General features: G+C 71.3%; 10 protein-coding genes. 1 reads left to right on the top strand and 9 read right to left on the bottom strand.

The features are described 5' to 3' along the window. From ACTMS2_RS00505 to acs, 7 genes are all read right to left on the bottom strand, one after another. Entirely contained in the window at positions 1-933 is a 933-nt protein-coding gene (locus ACTMS2_RS00505; protein ID WP_441173523.1) for an alpha/beta fold hydrolase, read from the bottom strand. Positions 934-1,078: 145 nt separating this feature from the next. Beyond that, on the bottom strand, positions 1,079-2,413 hold the full coding sequence (locus tag ACTMS2_RS00500) for a vanadium-dependent haloperoxidase (protein WP_441173522.1): 1,335 nt from the start codon (positions 2,411-2,413) through the stop codon (positions 1,079-1,081). Positions 2,414-2,645: 232 nt separating this feature from the next. After that, on the bottom strand, positions 2,646-3,470 hold the full coding sequence (locus ACTMS2_RS00495) for a helix-turn-helix transcriptional regulator (RefSeq protein WP_441173521.1): 825 nt from the start codon (positions 3,468-3,470) through the stop codon (positions 2,646-2,648). Positions 3,471-3,649: 179 nt separating this feature from the next. Further along, positions 3,650-4,111, bottom strand: coding sequence for a hypothetical protein (locus tag ACTMS2_RS00490; RefSeq protein ID WP_441173520.1), 462 nt, complete (start codon positions 4,109-4,111; stop codon positions 3,650-3,652). Positions 4,112-4,263: 152 nt separating this feature from the next. Continuing rightward, positions 4,264-6,747 (bottom strand): immune inhibitor A domain-containing protein, encoded by a 2,484-nt coding sequence (locus tag ACTMS2_RS00485; protein WP_441174063.1) that lies wholly within the window; start codon positions 6,745-6,747, stop codon positions 4,264-4,266. A gap of 424 nt (positions 6,748-7,171) precedes the next feature. Next, positions 7,172-9,964 (bottom strand): immune inhibitor A domain-containing protein, encoded by a 2,793-nt coding sequence (locus tag ACTMS2_RS00480; protein ID WP_441173519.1) that lies wholly within the window; start codon positions 9,962-9,964, stop codon positions 7,172-7,174. Positions 9,965-10,229: 265 nt separating this feature from the next. After that, a complete protein-coding gene (acs, locus tag ACTMS2_RS00475; RefSeq protein WP_441173518.1) occupies positions 10,230-12,194 on the bottom strand; it encodes an acetate--CoA ligase in 1,965 nt (654 codons plus the stop codon). Between the two features lie 254 nt (positions 12,195-12,448). Between acs and ACTMS2_RS00470 the strand changes: the two genes are divergently transcribed. Then, a complete protein-coding gene (locus ACTMS2_RS00470) occupies positions 12,449-13,195 on the top strand; it encodes an oxidoreductase (protein ID WP_441173517.1) in 747 nt (248 codons plus the stop codon). A 171-nt stretch (positions 13,196-13,366) separates the two neighbouring features. Here ACTMS2_RS00470 and ACTMS2_RS00465 read toward each other — a convergent pair whose 3' ends face one another. Further along, positions 13,367-14,173 carry an HAD family hydrolase gene (locus ACTMS2_RS00465; protein ID WP_441173516.1) on the bottom strand — a complete coding sequence of 269 codons (807 nt, stop codon included), beginning with the start codon at positions 14,171-14,173 and terminating at the stop codon, positions 13,367-13,369. 641 nt (positions 14,174-14,814) lie between these two features. Beyond that, positions 14,815-15,195 carry a VOC family protein gene (locus ACTMS2_RS00460; RefSeq protein WP_441173515.1) on the bottom strand — a complete coding sequence of 127 codons (381 nt, stop codon included), beginning with the start codon at positions 15,193-15,195 and terminating at the stop codon, positions 14,815-14,817. Positions 15,196-15,216 lie beyond the last annotated feature (21 nt).

Genomic DNA, 15,216 nt, shown 5'->3' with positions numbered 1-15,216 from the left:
TCAGGACTTCGCCCAGCGCAGGACCTCGCCCAACACCAGGTCGCCGGCCTCCACGTGCGGGAAGTGCCCGATGTCGTCCAGGAGCCGCCACTCGTAGGGCGCCACCACGTACCGGCTGGAGCCCTGGGCGGTGCGCGGCAGGGAAGCCTCGTCCAGCGCGCCGTGCAGTTGAAGGGTCGGCGTGACGAGCGGCTTCTGCATCAGCCGGACGAAGCGGTAGCCGTGCAGGCGGAGCACCGAGCGGAACGCCCAGCGGTAGCCCTCCAGGGCGCAGAACGCCGCCTGCGGGATGCGCATGGCCTCCCGGCACCGCTGGGCGTACGCCTCGAAGCCCGGCCCACCGACCCAGCGCGGCCCGCCCCAGCGGCGCAGCATCTCCTCGACGGCCGCCGCGTCGTCGCGGGTCAGCACGTGCTCGTAGCGGGGGAGCTGGAACTTCAGGGTGGGCGTGGCGGCGGCGAACTGCCCGCGCGGATCGGCGAAGATCGCGGCCCGCAGCCGCAGCGGGTGGGGGGCGCCGAGCACCACCAGCCGGCGGACCAGCGACGGGTGGAACGAGGCCACCGTCCACGCGATCATGCCGCCGACGCCGGTGCCGACCACGGTGGCGGAGCGTTCGCCGAGTGCCCGGATCAGGCCGGCGACGTCGGCCGCGAGGGTGTAGCCGTCGTACCCCCGGGGCGGCTTGTCGCTGGCGCCGTAGCCGCGCAGGTCGACCGCGACGGCCCGGAAGCCGGCGTCGGCGACGGCCGGCAGCATCTCGTGCCAGGCCCACCAGTGCTCGGGGAAGCCGTGCAGGAAGAGCACCATCGGGCCCGTGCCGGCCTCCACGACGTGGAAGCGGCTGCCGTTGGCGCCGACGAACCGGTGCGTCCACGGCCCCTCGGTGAGGACGCACGACTCGTCGACGGGCCCGCCGCGCTGCTCGGTCATGGGGACAGCCTAGGGCCCCGCCGCCCGGTGTCCCCGGTCCGCCGACCCGGTGCGCGGCTCGGGCCGCTCGTCCGACCTGCCCTTCGGTGCCGCACACGGCTGGAGGGCCGGAGGTGTCGCCACCCCCGGCCCCCCCGCCGTCACGTCACCTCAGGTAGGTGCTGAAGACGCGGTTGGCCACCGCGTCGCCGGTGCTCAGGCCGGCGTCGGCGTCCCACTGGTAGTGCACGCCGAGGTAGACGCGGCTGCGGGCGTTCTCCGTCGCCGCCGCGCTGAAGCTGCTGAACGCGCGGGTGACCCCGGGAGCCATCGGATCCTCGGTGGTCGCCACGAAGCTCACCGCGTCCGTGCCGTAGTGGCGCTTCATGACGCCCGCCCAGGCGCCGGCGAACGTGGCGTGACCGGACACGTAGGCCGGGAAGGGCGGCGAGAAGCGGTTGCCGTTGCGGTCGACGGAGAGCGGGCGCCACGAGGCGTCCGGGATGGTGGCGGAGTTCCCGTCGGACTGTGGCTCGGCGATCGCGCTCTCCGGACGCCACAGGTCGATGCCGGTGTTGTACTTGGCGTCCCAGGCGGCGATGCCCGCGTCCGCCATCGCCATCGCGACCAGGGCGAAGAGCCGGACGGTGTCGGTGGGCTGCTGGGCCGCGACGATCTGGGTGTGCTCGAAGAGTTGACCCGGCGGCTTGTAGGTGCCGTTGAGGTCGTTGGCCCAGAAGAACGCGAGCTGGGTCTGGTCGGCGGTCCGGTCGGCCGGTGCGGCGGTCGCCGAGCCGAGGCGCCGTACCTCGTTGACCTGGTTGGCGTACGCGGTGCTGCTCAGCATCGCAGTCACGGTGGCGAAGCCGCCCGGAAGCGCTGGCCGGAACTGGGAGCCGGAGGTGAGCGCGAACGGCTTGACGGATCCCCAGTTGGGGCCCACCGCCGCGCCGGATCCGGTCGGGCGCCACTGGCCGGCGGTGTTACTGACCGCGTACGGGGTGTTGTTGCCGGAGCCGTCGTTCGCCCGCGCGTTGAGGATGTTCTGCGCGGCGCCGTCGCCGATGCTGGTGCTCCAACCCTCGGGGCCGGGCACACCGATCGGCGGGTACGCGCGGGACCCGGTGAAGGCGGTGTCGAAGTTCTGGCTGGGGAACACCGCACGCAGTACCCGTACGGCCGCCACGTCCATGTTCCAGTCGCGGTCGTAGCTGTAGTTGGGGATCTTGTTGATTTTGGCGATGTAGGGGGCGCCGGAGGTGCCGAGCGACACGGCCGTGTCGTACATGGCCAGGTGCATCATGGCGCCGGCACGGCTGAGGACGGTCGGCGGCTCGTTGCTCGCGCGGAACGCGTCGAGCAGCACGTCGTTCCAGTACACGACGTGGTCGAAGCCATTGGGTGCGGCGGCGGCGGGCTGCGGAACGCCGGCGATCGTCGCGCCGACCCCGGCGGCGGCGATCACCGCGGTGGCGACCCGGAGCAATCCTCGTCTGTTCAAGGTGGTCCTTCCCCGTGTGGCCCTCGTGAGGCCGTGCCGATGGAACTTCCATGGACACAGATCGATTGTTGGAAATCCGGCGCCATCGGCCAATGGCGAAGCGGAACGGCTGCCGCACGCTGCAAGATCCGGACAGCTACGCGGCGCCCGGCACGCGAACGCGCGCCGGGCGCCGGGACGCGGCGGCGGATGCGGCGGTCGTGCGCCGCGACGGGCGGGCGGATGCGGCCCGTCAGAGCCAGCCGCGCCGGACGGCGGCGATGCCCAGCGTCATCCGGTTGCTGGCGCCGGACAGCTCCTCCAGCAGCTCGAAGTGCCGCCGGACCCAGCGGGTGCTGCGGCCGAGGCTGCGGGCGATCGACTCGTCCTTGACCCCGACGGCGGCCATGCGCAGGATCCGCAGTTGCAGTTCGGATGGTCCGTCGCCGGTTTTCGACGCGCCGCCCGTCCGGTCGGTGGCCAGCGGCCGGGCCTGCCGCCAGAGCGCGTCGGCGTAGTGGGCGAGGGCGCCCAGCAGGTCGGGCTGCCGCACCAGCAGCCCGGCCGGACCGGAGCCGGGCCGGGACAGCGGGACGAGTGCGCTGCCCGGGACGAGCAGCAGCGACACGGGCGCCGACGTCGCGACCCGGTGGTGGGTGCCGGCCCGCTCGGCCGCCTCCCGGTGCACCGGATCGGCGAGCAGGTCGGTCACGTGGATCGTCCGGCGGCCGGGCCGGTCCGCGCGGAGCACGCGGCTGAGCAGGCTCGGGGCGGCGTGGACGACCTGCTGGTCGCCACCCGTACCGTCCGCCACCCGGCGGGCGAGGCCGAGGAACTCGTCGCGGGTCTCGACGACGCTGACCCCCGTCGGGGCGGAACCGACGGCGTGTTGTTCCAGGCGTTCAAGGTGCAGGGTGTGTTCGATCACCCTGCGTTGGGCGAAGAGAAGCTGCTGTTGGCTCGCGGCGAGCAGGAGGCGCAGCTCCAGGGCCGACGGAGGGCCGCCACCCGTCGCGGGATCGGCCGTCACCGGCGTCGACAGTTGATGGAGAGCATCGGACAGGACGTCGTTCAACATGTGCCACCCCCGTGGTCGCAGCTGATGGCGGCGGTGCGCCGGTCGCAGACTGGTGGGCGTGGCGACACCCCGCAGTGACGATGATCAATTGCATGGTGACCCGGGTCAATCGGCCGTACTGCCGTTGACGGTGACGTGGAGGTGTGCAAGCGGTGCCCGGTGGGTCACCGAGCGTCAGTTCACGGGCGCGACGCCGCGACCGGTGTGCCCGGACCGCAGTCCATCCGGACCGTCTGCGCGGTCACCCGCAACGTCAGCAGTTGGCCCTCGGCCAGCACGCCCAGCCCGGGCCCGTGCACGGCGTACTCGATGCCGTCCAGGGTGACCATCCCGTAGCAGGGGCCGTCGCCGCCGCGGGTCACCCGAGCCGTGATGACACCGGTGGGCCGGGTGTCCGTGGGCTCCTTCGGCGGTCGCAGCGTCGGCAGCGCGGTCGCGGGCGGCTGCGTCGGTCGATCGGCGGGGGCGACGGAGCTCGCCGAGGGCGTGCCGGCCGGATCGGCATCGCCGGGGCGGGCGGTGGCGGGTGGCGTGGTGCCGCCGGACCCGGCGGACCCGCTCTCCCGTCCGGCACAGCCAGCGAGGGGGGCGAGCAGGACCAGGGCGAGGGCGGCGGGCAGAGCGGTGGTGGGTCGGGTCACCCCGATCCGACGCCCTGGGCCGCGGGCCGGTTCCCGTACCTCCGTCGTCGCGTGGGCGGGCAGGTGCGGGACAGGCCGCCCGGGAAAGGGCGATGCCCGGGCGGAGATCCGCCCGGGCATCGCATGGAGCTGGTGGAAATCTGACCCGAAGGTCAGGAGATACGGATCTTGATGGCGGTGCCGTTCTGCTCGAGCACCCGGATCTTGACGCCGTTGTTCGGCACCTTGACGCCGTGGTTCGGCAGCTCCGCGTACCAGTACTGCTTGCTGTCGTCGAACAGCGGAGCGGCCGCCTGGCCACGGACGTACGACGGCTGGCTGTTCACCCGCAGGGTGAACGAGTCAGCCTTCTTCAGGCTGAACGGGGCGTCGTAGACCTGGACGCGCGCCCGCCACGGGTTGCCGGTGAGGTTGTACAGCGGCTTCGGGCGGGAGTCGATCGTCAGGTTGCGGCCCTCACCCGGGTGACCACCGGGGTTCAGGTACGGGTCGTACGGCATGGTGTTGTTGTCCGGCCACCGCGTGTTCCAGTAGGTGATGAGCAGGCCCTCCTGGTACGCGTAGTGGTCCACCCAGTCCGGCCGGGTGTTCGCGTACCCGAAGAAGTACGGGCCCGTCTTCAGGTACTTGTCGTACGAGACGTACGACCGGTGCGCCGCGATGTAGTAGTTGTCGTACGACTTGGTCGAGTTCTCCCCGACGATGCGGAACCCGGTCTCCCCGCCGGCGAACGTCCAGCCGTCGCTGTCCTCGGCACCGTCGGAGAGCACCGTCTGGCCGTCGGCCGTCACGGTGATCGCGTCGCCGAAGAAGCCGCCGTCGGAGACGCCACCATCGGTGATGTAGTGGAAGCGGAACTGCACGACCTTGCCCGCGGCCACGTCCATCGGCACCGTCAGGTCGACCCAGTCGGCCTGGCCGTCGCCGTCGGTGTCGCTGTTGCCGTCGAGGGCGTTGCGGCCGTTGCCGTCGGTCTTCGGCTGACCGTTGACCAGGAACGGCAGCGCCGTCCAGTTCTGGCCACCGTCCAGCGAAGCCTCGAAGTACATGTAGTCGTAGTCGGTCTCGATGGTGTAGCGGGCCTTCATCGACAGCGAGGCGGAGGACTTCCCGGTGAAGTCGAGCGTCCGGGTCATCGTGGTGTTGAGGTCGTCCTCGTTGCCCGAGAAGAACTGGTGGGCACCCTCGAACGGCTTGCCGTTGCTGAAGCTGTACTCACGCTGCGGCAGCACCACGACGGCGGCCTGCGGCTTGTTGGTGTTGTACTCGGACGGGCCCAGCGTGAGCGTCTGCGGGTCCTGCTTGTCCGGCACCACGGTCTCGTAGTCCAGCCAGCCGAGCTGCAGCTTGTTCCAGGCGCCCAGGTCGGCGCCCCGGTCACCGATGCCCTCGTCGTTCTTGGCGCCGACCCGGCTCTGGGCCATCAGGCTCCAGTGCTCGACGCTGTTGTCGCCGCTGGCGCCGGTGTTGTAGTCGTCCGGCAGGCCCAGGTCGTGGCCGTACTCGTGGTAGAAGACGCTCCGGCCGCCGTTCTCCGGCTGCACGGTGTAGTCCCCGATCCAGATGCCGGTGTTGCCGATCTGGCTACCGCCGAGCGGCGCCCCGGGCGGGCCCGTCTGGCCCTGGTCCGTGGCGTACGCGTACCAGCGGTGGCTCCAGATCGCGTCCTCGCCCTGGTGCGGGTCGCCGTCGGCCTGGTCGCCGCCGGAGTGGACGATCTGGAAGTGGTCGATGTAGCCGTCCGACTCGTTGAAGTTGCCGTCACCGTCGATGTCGTAACGGTCCCACTTGTCGAAGGTCTTGAGCTCGGCGGCGACCTCGGCGTCGGAGCGTCCCGCCGCCTTCTGGTCGGCGACCCACTGGTTGGCGGCGTCGCGGACCAGCGCCCACATGTTCTGGCAGGTGCTCTGCGCGCAGACGGCCGGGTCGTCGCCGTTGGCGTCGTTCGGGTCGTCGTCCGAGCGGCCGTACCGGGCCTCGTTGTACTTGACCTTGACCCAGTCGGTGACCGTGCCGTCCACCGTGTAGCGACCCGAGGACTGCGCCTCGTAGTACTGCTTCAGGGACTCGTCACCGACCCCGGTGCCGAAGTAGAGCTTGCGGAAGTAGTCGGCGCTGTAGTCCGGCTGCCAGAGGGTCGAGTTGTCCACCGCCCGGTTGGGCTGCGGGATCTCGTTGTGCAGCGGCCCGTCGAACCGGGCCGGACCCGGGGTCAGCGGGTCGGTGTCCTTGTCCGGGTAGTCCGGGTGCCGCTCGTTGCCGAACTCGGCCAGGATGACGAAGATCCGGTCGGTCTTCTCGCGGGCCAGCTCGACGTACTGATCGGTGCGAGCGGCCTCCGCCGACCTCGCGGACCGGGTGTTAGCACCGGCCGGGTTGGTCGCGGTCTTGCCGACCTTGACAACCGTGCTCCCGTTGATGCGCTGTGCCTTGGCCTTGCCGGACAGGACCTCGCTGAGGCCCTCCTGGCGCAGGGCGCGGCGCTTCTCCTCGAGCGGGTTGGGCAGGTCGTGGTCGGCATGGGCTGGCTCGGCGGCCGACGGAGCGGCCGTCGGCAACTTCGGCTGCGGCGCGGCGGTGGCGGACGAACCGAACGCCAGTCCCGTCGCCGTCAGCGAAAGCCCGAGCAGACCCACTGCGACTTTGCGCACGTGGTACCTCCGGTGTGAGGGAACCGGCCCAACGGGGGTACGGGCCGGTGAGACCGATCCCACTAGTGGGACCAATGGTGAACATAGACACTCGTGTGACCGGTGGGAAGATGCGTGCGTCGATTTGTTGCAAAGTTTTGTTGGGAATGCTTTTCACCGTCACATCCCGGCCGTTCACCAACGTGGTGAGCAGGGCGGACGGCCCCGCCCGGGCGTAAAGAGACGGTTTTCGATAAGCGTGATCGCGTAACGGAAAAGTGGACGGCGGCGTACCTCGTCGGCCGTCCCACGGGTGGTCCGTCGGGTCTTTACGACCGCCGGCCGCGTGTACACGCGGCGGGGCCCGTCCGGGGAGCGCTCCGCTCCCCGGACGGGCCCCGCCCGTCTCCCGCTCGACCGACCCCTCGGGTCAGTTGCGCGCGGGCGTGACGTGCACGGTCGCGTACGAGTTGTCCCACGCGGCGCGCTTGATGGTGATGGTGACGCCGTACGACACGCCCTGGTCACCCGGGTTGCCGGTGCCCAGCACGATCGCCCCGCCGCCCAGGGTGACCCCGTAGTAGGACGTCGCCGGCGTACCGTCCGGGTTGGTGACCCGGGTCGTGTACGGCGCGTTGCCCTTCGACGGGACGACCACGGAGGCGTCGTTGTCCCGCGCGTACGGCGAGCCGTCGCGCATCTCGATGCCCGGGTACCAGCCCTTCGCGTCGGTGAAGCCCCGCACCGGCGCCTGCGGGCCGAAGCTCGTGCAGTACTCGCTGTACGGCTCGTCCGCCGCCTCCAGGCACTCCTTGAAGGGGTACGTGGGCTTGAGCGAGAAGGCCGCGTTCGCGGACTGCGGGCGGCTGGGCAGGTTGTCCAGCACCGACGGGTCCTTGACGGCCGCCTCACCCGTGCGGCGGTACGGGTCGAAGTGCGAGTCGACGATCAGCAGACCGCCCTTGGCACCGTAGCTGGGCAGCGCGGTCATCTGCGCCGTGGTGTGGTTGACGTCGCCCCGCTCCGTGTCGCGGTACCAGACCAGCATGCCCGGCGCGTTGTAGGAGACCCGGTCCACCTTCCACGCGTCGCGCGAGTAGATCGTGTCGTAGGTGTACTTCAGGCCCTTGTCGAAGCCGTCGAAGTTGCGCCACTCCGCCAGGTAGTAGTGCGCCTGGGTCGAGGTGCCGGTGTCGATGTGCCAGCCCTGGCCGGTGGTGTCGACGAAGGTGCCGCCGGTCGCCGTCCAGCCGTTGGCCCCGCCCTCGACGTCGTCGCTCCACGTGGTGGCGCCGCCGCCGGTCACCGAGAAGTCGTCGGCGAACCAGCCACGCTCCGCGAACGCCTCGTCGGTGGCGTAGCGCAGCCGCAGCTGCACGGTCTGCCCGGCGTACGCGGACAGGTCCACGTAGTCGTGCCGCCAGCCGTGGGTGTCACCGGTGAGGCCGTACTTCTTGTTGCCGAAGTCCACCATCCGGCCGTTCGGGTCGGCGTAGCCGTCGTTCGTGGTGACGAGCTTGCCGGTCGAGTCGTAGACCTTCTGCTCGGTCCAGGTGGTGCCGCCGTCGGTGGAGACCTCGAGGAAGCCGTAGTCCCAGTCGGCCTCGATGACGAAGTTGTTCCACATCCAGAACTTCGCGTCGGCCGCCGCCGGCACGGCCACCTGACGGGCGATCTTGACGTCCGCCCAGTCCTGGTCGGCGCCGGAGTACCACATGTTCGCGCCGCTGTGCGGCGTGGCCAGCGTGATCACCTTGTCCGGCAGGTCGACCTTGATGCCGTCCTTGGTGCCGCGCGGGGTCCGCGAGGTCTGGCCCAGCTTGACGGTGCGCGGGTCCGAGCCCGGAGCGAGGGTCAGCGGGTCGGCCCAGCCGAGCACCCACTTGTCCCACAGGCCCATGTGCGTCGGCAGCGCCTGGAAGATCTCACCCGAGTGCGAGCCCGAGGCCATCAGGTCCCAGAAGTCGACGTCGGAGTCGGCGTTGCCGGAGGTGTCGTAGAGGTCCGGCAGGCCCAGGTCGTGGCCGAACTCGTGGGCGAAGACGCCGACGCCGGCGTCCTCCGGCTGCACGATGTAGTTCGAGACCTGGAGGCTGGTGCCGGGGATGGTGTAGCCGCCGGCCACCGACGACGAGTGCGCCCAGACGGCGTACGTGCCCTCGGCGCCGCCGCCGCGGGACTTGCCCTGCCCGGCGTGCACCAGCACCAGGTGGTCGATCACGCCGTCCGGCTCGAAGAGGTTGCCGTCGCCGTCGCGGTCGCCCTGGTCCTCGATGTCGTAGTCGGCCCACGGGAAGTTCGGGTCCATCTTCGCGAGGGCGTCGATCGCGTCGGTGGCGAGCCGGCCCGCGCCCTGCGGGTTGTCCGGGTGGCCGTTCATCGACTGCTGACGGCCGGGGACCCAGTCGCCGTTCTCGTCCTGGAAGCAGCGCGAGGCCGCGTACCAGCCCTCGGAGTGCGGGACGGTGATCCACGGGCTCGCCTGCCCGTCGACCGTGTACGCGCCCTTGGACATCTCCAGGTACATGTTGTGCATGGTGCGGCCGGTCAGGTCGATGCCCTGCCTGCCGTCCGGGCCCCGCAGATCCTTGCGGACCCGCTCGGTGATGCCCTTCTTGGAATAGAGCATCTTGTCGTAGTGGGTGGGCGAGAAGTCCGGCACCCACATCGAGTTGTTGTCCTCGTGCGGCAGGTTCGCCGGGTTCGGGATCCGGTTGTGCTTCGGCCCGTTCTGCACGGTGCCGGGCACGCAGGTCCGGTCCTCGAAGACCGTCTTCGGCACCATGACGCCGGTGAAGTCGTCGTTGGCCTGGTCGTTGAACTCCACCAGCAGGGTGAGCAGCTTGGCGGTCTGGGTGCTCGGGGCCTTCTTGATCTGCCGCGGGCTCTTGCCCGTCATGATCGACTTGGCCTCGTGCTTCGCGAGCTGCTCGGCCGCGACCGGGTTGCCGCGGGCGTACTTGCGGTCGAAGGCGCGTGCCTCCTCGACCGCCGGGGCGTAGACGCCGCCCTTGCCCTTGACCTCGCGGCCGCTGCTGTCCGGCTGGACGGCCGGCTCCGCGTAGTTGATGTAGTGCTCGTCCGCGCCGATCGTGGCTCGGGCGGGGCCGGGCTCCGCCGCCGCCGCGCCACCGGTCACGGTCAGTGACGTGGCGGCGAGGGCGATGGCGGGCAGCGCGACGAGCAGGCGTCGACGCGACCCGGATTGCGGGTTTCTGTTCATGCCGCTCCGTTTCTCGGGCATGGGGGAGGAGGAAGTCGGCCGGCCCTCCATCGATGTGACGTCCATCGAACCGACCCGACGTGCGTGAACCTAGAACAGAAAACAGGGGAACGACAGGGGTCGACGTCTGCCTGTGTACGTTCAGCTTCTCCAGGCTCACCCGACCGACCGATGTGACAGCCCGCATCCGGCCGGTCGCCCAGCCGTAAGAGACGACGATGGGTGACGGCCCGCGCGGGCCGCCACCCATCGGGGCGTACGCGTGTCAGTCCTCGTCGGACTTCCCGCCGCCCATGCCGGACGAGATCAGGTCCATGACGGATGAGTCCTGGAGCGTGGTGACGTCACCGAGCGAGCGGTTCTCCGCGACGTCGCGCAGCAGCCGGCGCATGATCTTGCCCGAACGGGTCTTCGGCAGCTCCGGCACCAGCATGATCTGCCGGGGCTTGGCGATCGGGCCCAGCGTCTTCGCCACGTGGTTGCGCAGCTCGGCGATGAGCTTCTCACCGGCGTCGCCGGCGATGTCCGTGGTGCCGCGCGGGATGGCGAACGCGACGATGGCCTGCCCGGTGGTGGGGTCGGTCGCGCCGACCACCGCCGCCTCGGCCACCGACGGGTGGGAGACCAGCGCCGACTCCACCTCGGTGGTGGAGATGTTGTGCCCGGACACCAGCATCACGTCGTCGACGCGGCCGAGCAGCCAGACGTGCCCGTCGTCGTCCTTCTTCGCCCCGTCCCCGGCGAAGTACATCCCCTCGAAGCGCGACCAGTACGTCTCGATGAACCGGTTGTCGTCGCCCCAGATGGTGCGCAGCATCGACGGCCACGGCTCGCGCAGCACCAGGTAGCCACCGCCGCCGTTCGGCACCGACTGCCCCTGGTCGTCGACGACGTCGGCGACGATCCCGGGCAGCGGCGTCATCGCCGAGCCCGGCTTGGTCGCCGTCACACCCGGCAGCGGCGAGATCATGATCGCCCCGGTCTCCGTCTGCCACCAGGTGTCCACGATGGGCAGCTCACCGCCGCCGACGTGCTGCCGGTACCACATCCACGCCTCGGGGTTGATCGGCTCGCCGACGCTGCCGAGCAGCCGCAGCGAGGACAGGTCGTAGCCGGCGGGGATGTCGTCGCCCCACTTCATCATCGTGCGGATGAGCGTCGGGGCGGTGTAGAGGATGCTGACCTTGTACTTGTCGACGATCTCCCAGAACCGGCCCTTGTGCGGGGTGTCCGGGGTGCCCTCGTACATCACCTGGGTGGCGCCGTTGGAGAGCGGGCCGTAGACGATGTAGGAGTGCCCGGTCACCCAGCCGATGTCGGCCGTGCACCAGTAGACGTCGGTCTCCGGCTTCAGGTCGAAGACCGCGTGCGTCGTGTACGACGTCTGGGTCAGGTAGCCGCCGGTGGTGTGCAGGATGCCCTTCGGGCGGGCCGTGGTGCCGCTGGTGTAGAGGATGAACAGCGGGTGCTCGGCGTCGAACGGCTGCGCGGCGTGCTCGGCCGAAGCGGTCTCGACCGTCTCGTGCCACCAGCGGTCCTTAGCCGACCAGGCGACCTCCTCGCCGGTACGCCGGACCACCAGCACGTGCTCCACCGACGGGCAGTTCGCCACCGCCTCGTCCACGGTCGGCTTCAGCGCCGACGGCTTGCCCCGGCGGTAGCCGCCGTCGGCGGTGATCACCACCTTCGCGCTGGCGTCCTGGATGCGGTTGGTCAGCGCGTCGGCGGAGAAGCCGCCGAAGACCACGCTGTGGGTGGCGCCGATCCGGGCGCAGGCGAGCATCGCGACCGCCGCCTCCGGCACCATCGGCAGGTAGATCGCCACCCGGTCGCCGGCGGTGACGCCCAGGTCGGTCAGCGCGTTCGCCGCCTGACAGGTCAGCCGGTGCAGGTCGGCGTACGTGATGGTCCGGGTGTCGCCCGGCTCGCCCTCCCAGTGGATGGCGACCTTGTCGCCCAGCCCGGCCTCGACGTGCCGGTCCAGGCAGTTGTAGGCCACGTTGAGCTGCCCGCCGACGAACCACTTCGCGAACGGCGGCTTCGACCAGTCGAGCACCTGGTCCCACTGCCGCGCCCAGGTCAGCCGCCCGGCCTGCCGCTCCCAGAACGCCAGCCGGTCGGCCCCGGCCTCCGCGTACGCGTCGGCGGTGACGTTGGCGTTCGAGGCGAGTTCGGCCGGCGGCGGGAACTGGCGCGTCTCGTTCAGCAGATTTGCCAATGCCTCGCTCATGCCGTACTCCCTCGTCGCTCAGGTGACCTGCGTCTCTCTAGGGCACGAGGTTAGTCGTGGCGGCCGGTGCGGGCGACCGCCGGTCCGGCCGACGCGCGCCGAGCGGCCCCCACCGCGCGCCGGACGGCGACGCGGACCGTCGCGCCGACGCCATTTGTCCGGGAGGGCTCGCCGGCCGACCGGCCGTGGGTGGCGGTGGTCGCTTCCGGGCGGCTCGCCGGCGGGTCGCGCCGGGCAGTCGATAGCGTGACGGGGTGACCGCTGACCCGCTCGCCCCGCTGCTCGCGCTCGCCGACATCGCCCCCGCCGTCGAGCGGGCCCGCGAGCGGTTCGACCAGGCCCTGGGGCACCGCGCGCTGCGCCGCCACGGCGGCCAGGTCGCGGCCGAGGTCAGCCTCCGCTCCGCGGTGGCCAGCGCCGCCCTGGAGGGGTACGCCCGCGAGCGCGAGGCGGTACGCGCGGGAACGGTGACCGAGCCGGTGGTGCAGGGCGCGCTGCGGGTCGCCGGGGCGCTGCCCGGGCTGTCCGAACTCTGGCCGAAGGCGCCCCGGCAGGCGCTGGCCCGGCTGCACGTGCTCGCCGCCCGCGACGTGGTCGGCGAGGCCGAGCTGGGCCGGCCGGTGGCGGACCCGGTCGTCGCCGCCCGGCTGGACGCGTTGGCCGGGCTCGTCGCCGGGGGCACGAAGGTCTCGCCGCTGGTGCTGGCCGCCGTCGTGCACGGCGAGCTGCTGAACCTGCGCCCCTTCGCGGGGCCGTCCGGGGTGGTGGCCCGGGGCGCCGCCCGGCTGGTGCTGCTGTCCAGCGGGCTCGACCCGCGCGGCCTGCTCGGCGTGGACGTGGGTCACCACGAGCGCGAGCCCGAGTACGTCGGCTCGGCCGGCGCCTTCGCCACCGGCACCCCGGACGGCCTGCGCTCCTGGCTGCGCCACTACATGGCGGCGGTGGAGGTGGGCGCCGACCAGCTCACGGCCATCGGCGACGAGGTCCTCGCGGCGGCCTGAGCCGGCCGACGCCTGGAAGCCGGCTCTGGCCCGTCCCCGCGTTGCGCCCGGTCGTCGGGCTGCGCGCGTCGTGCGGCCTGGGTGCACGCCGCCGCGGAGTTCAGGTCGGCGCGGTCCCGGCCGCCAGCGCCGGCTACGTCCTCGCGGCTCAGGCGCTCGGGCTCAGTGGGCTCAGGCGGGCGCGGGGGCGGTGCGGGTGCGACGGTGGCGGCCGTACCAGGCGATGCCGATGGCCACGCCGACGCCCACGCCCAACGCCGCGGCGGCGACCGGGACGGCCGGGCGCTCGCGCAGCCGCCGCCCCAGCGGGATCGGGTGCCGGAACTCCAGCACCGGCCAGGAGTTCTCGATCGCCAGCCGGCGCAGCTGCCGGTCCGGGTTGACCACCGACGGGTGGCCGACGCACTCCAGCAGCGGCCGATCGCTGTACGAGTCGGAGTAGGCGTACGAGTCGGCCAGGTCGTAGCCGCGCTCGGCGGCCAGCTCACCGACCGCGTGGACCTTGCTCGGGCCGGCAGCGTAGAACTCGACCTCGCCGCTGTAGCGGCCGTCGACCACGCCCATCCGGGTGGCGATCACGTCGGTGATCCCAAGCAGCACACCGATCGGCCGGACCATCTCCTCGCCGGAGGCGGAGACCAGGACGACGTCCCGCCCGGCGGCCTGGTGCTCCTCGATCAGGGCGGCGGCCTCGGCGTACACGTAAGGGTTGATCAGCTCGTGCAGCGTCTCCGCGACGATCTGGCGGACCTGTTCCACCTGCCAGCCCTTGCAGAGCGCGGCGAGGTAGTCCCTGGTCTTGGCCATGGTCTGCTCGTCGGTGCCGCCCAGCCGGAACATCAGCTGCGCGTACGCCGACTTGACCACGTCACGCCGGGTGATCAGGCCGTCCCGGTAGAACGGCCGACCGAACGCCAGGGCGCTCGACTTGGCGATGACGGTCTTGTCCAGATCGAAGAAAGCGGCACTTCGGCCCACGGCGCGAAAGTCTAGCCGGATGGTCTATGGTCGGCGGGTGCCCGGGGCCCGGCGACCCCTCGGACCTGCGGGCCGGCCCCCACCCACCTTCGCGCATAGTGACGATGGTCACACTCTGCGAACATTATTTCGCAGGGAGTGGAGGCGACACCACTCGACGTATACAGGTCCGCTCAGGCAGACTTGACGACGCGACGAGTGTTCACATCTCGTACAACAGGCAGACCCTCGGCGGTTGCACCCCCCGTGACCGCCGAGTGGGTTCGGCTCGACCCCCCCGGAGCCGAACCTTCGACGACCCCCGTCTCCCCCCGACGGGGGTCGTCCCTTTCCCCCCGGGAGCGCTCCGACACAGGTCACTGGTCGTCTCGATGCTCTCCACAGGCGCACCTGAGCCGACGAAGAACGCCAGCGGGTCGGGCCGTCTGAGGAGACGCCCCGGCACGGGCGACGGTCCGCCGGGATCGGGCGGCGGAGACGTCCGGACGCGCGTATAACGATTGAGCGTCGTTGACGCCTGTTCGTGCCTTCCACCGGCCCGGTCGCCCGTGCCGAGGGCCCGCCCCCTCCGGTGGCGAGGCTCCGGCCCTACGGTCGCTGCGGCGGCCGGCTCCCCGGGTCCGCGTGCGCCGGTACGCGCGTCACGGCCAGGTTCGGGCCTCCGCGTCGAAGACCTCCGGCGGGCTCTCCACTGGCAGGACGCACACCAGATGCCCACCGGGTACGCGCAGCACCCGGCACTCCTGCCACTGCGCCACCCGCGTGGCGCCGAGGGCGACCAGGCGGGCGGTCTCGGCCTCGACGTCGTCGGTCTCGAAGTCGAGGTGGAAGCGGGGCTCGTCGTCGACCTCCTGCACGGCGATGACCAGCCCGGGCAGGGCGTCGTGCAGGCCGATGAACTGCGGATACGACGGGTCGGACTCGGTTGGGACACCCAGGGCTCCCGACCAGAAGGCCACCGCCCGGGCAGCCTCCGCACGAGGGGTGTCGATCAGGATGGCGTACACGCGGCTGCGATGCATGCAACGCAGACTATCGATCCG

The sequence above is a fragment of the Micromonospora sp. SD12 genome (assembly GCF_052068495.1).
GTDB lineage: Bacteria > Actinomycetota > Actinomycetes > Mycobacteriales > Micromonosporaceae > Micromonospora > Micromonospora echinofusca.
This window is presented reverse-complemented; position numbering and strand designations above follow the sequence as displayed.

Excerpts from the sequence above, each read along its gene's own strand:
- ACTMS2_RS00495 (WP_441173521.1), bottom strand. The coding sequence starts at position 3,470 with ATGTTGAACGACGTCCTGTCCGATGCTCTCCATCAACTGTCGACGCCG.
- ACTMS2_RS00505 (WP_441173523.1), bottom strand. The coding sequence starts at position 933 with ATGACCGAGCAGCGCGGCGGGCCCGTCGACGAGTCGTGCGTCCTCACC.
- ACTMS2_RS00460 (WP_441173515.1), bottom strand. The coding sequence starts at position 15,195 with ATGCATCGCAGCCGCGTGTACGCCATCCTGATCGACACCCCTCGTGCG.
- ACTMS2_RS00480 (WP_441173519.1), bottom strand. The coding sequence starts at position 9,964 with ATGAACAGAAACCCGCAATCCGGGTCGCGTCGACGCCTGCTCGTCGCG.
- acs (WP_441173518.1), bottom strand. The coding sequence starts at position 12,194 with ATGAGCGAGGCATTGGCAAATCTGCTGAACGAGACGCGCCAGTTCCCG.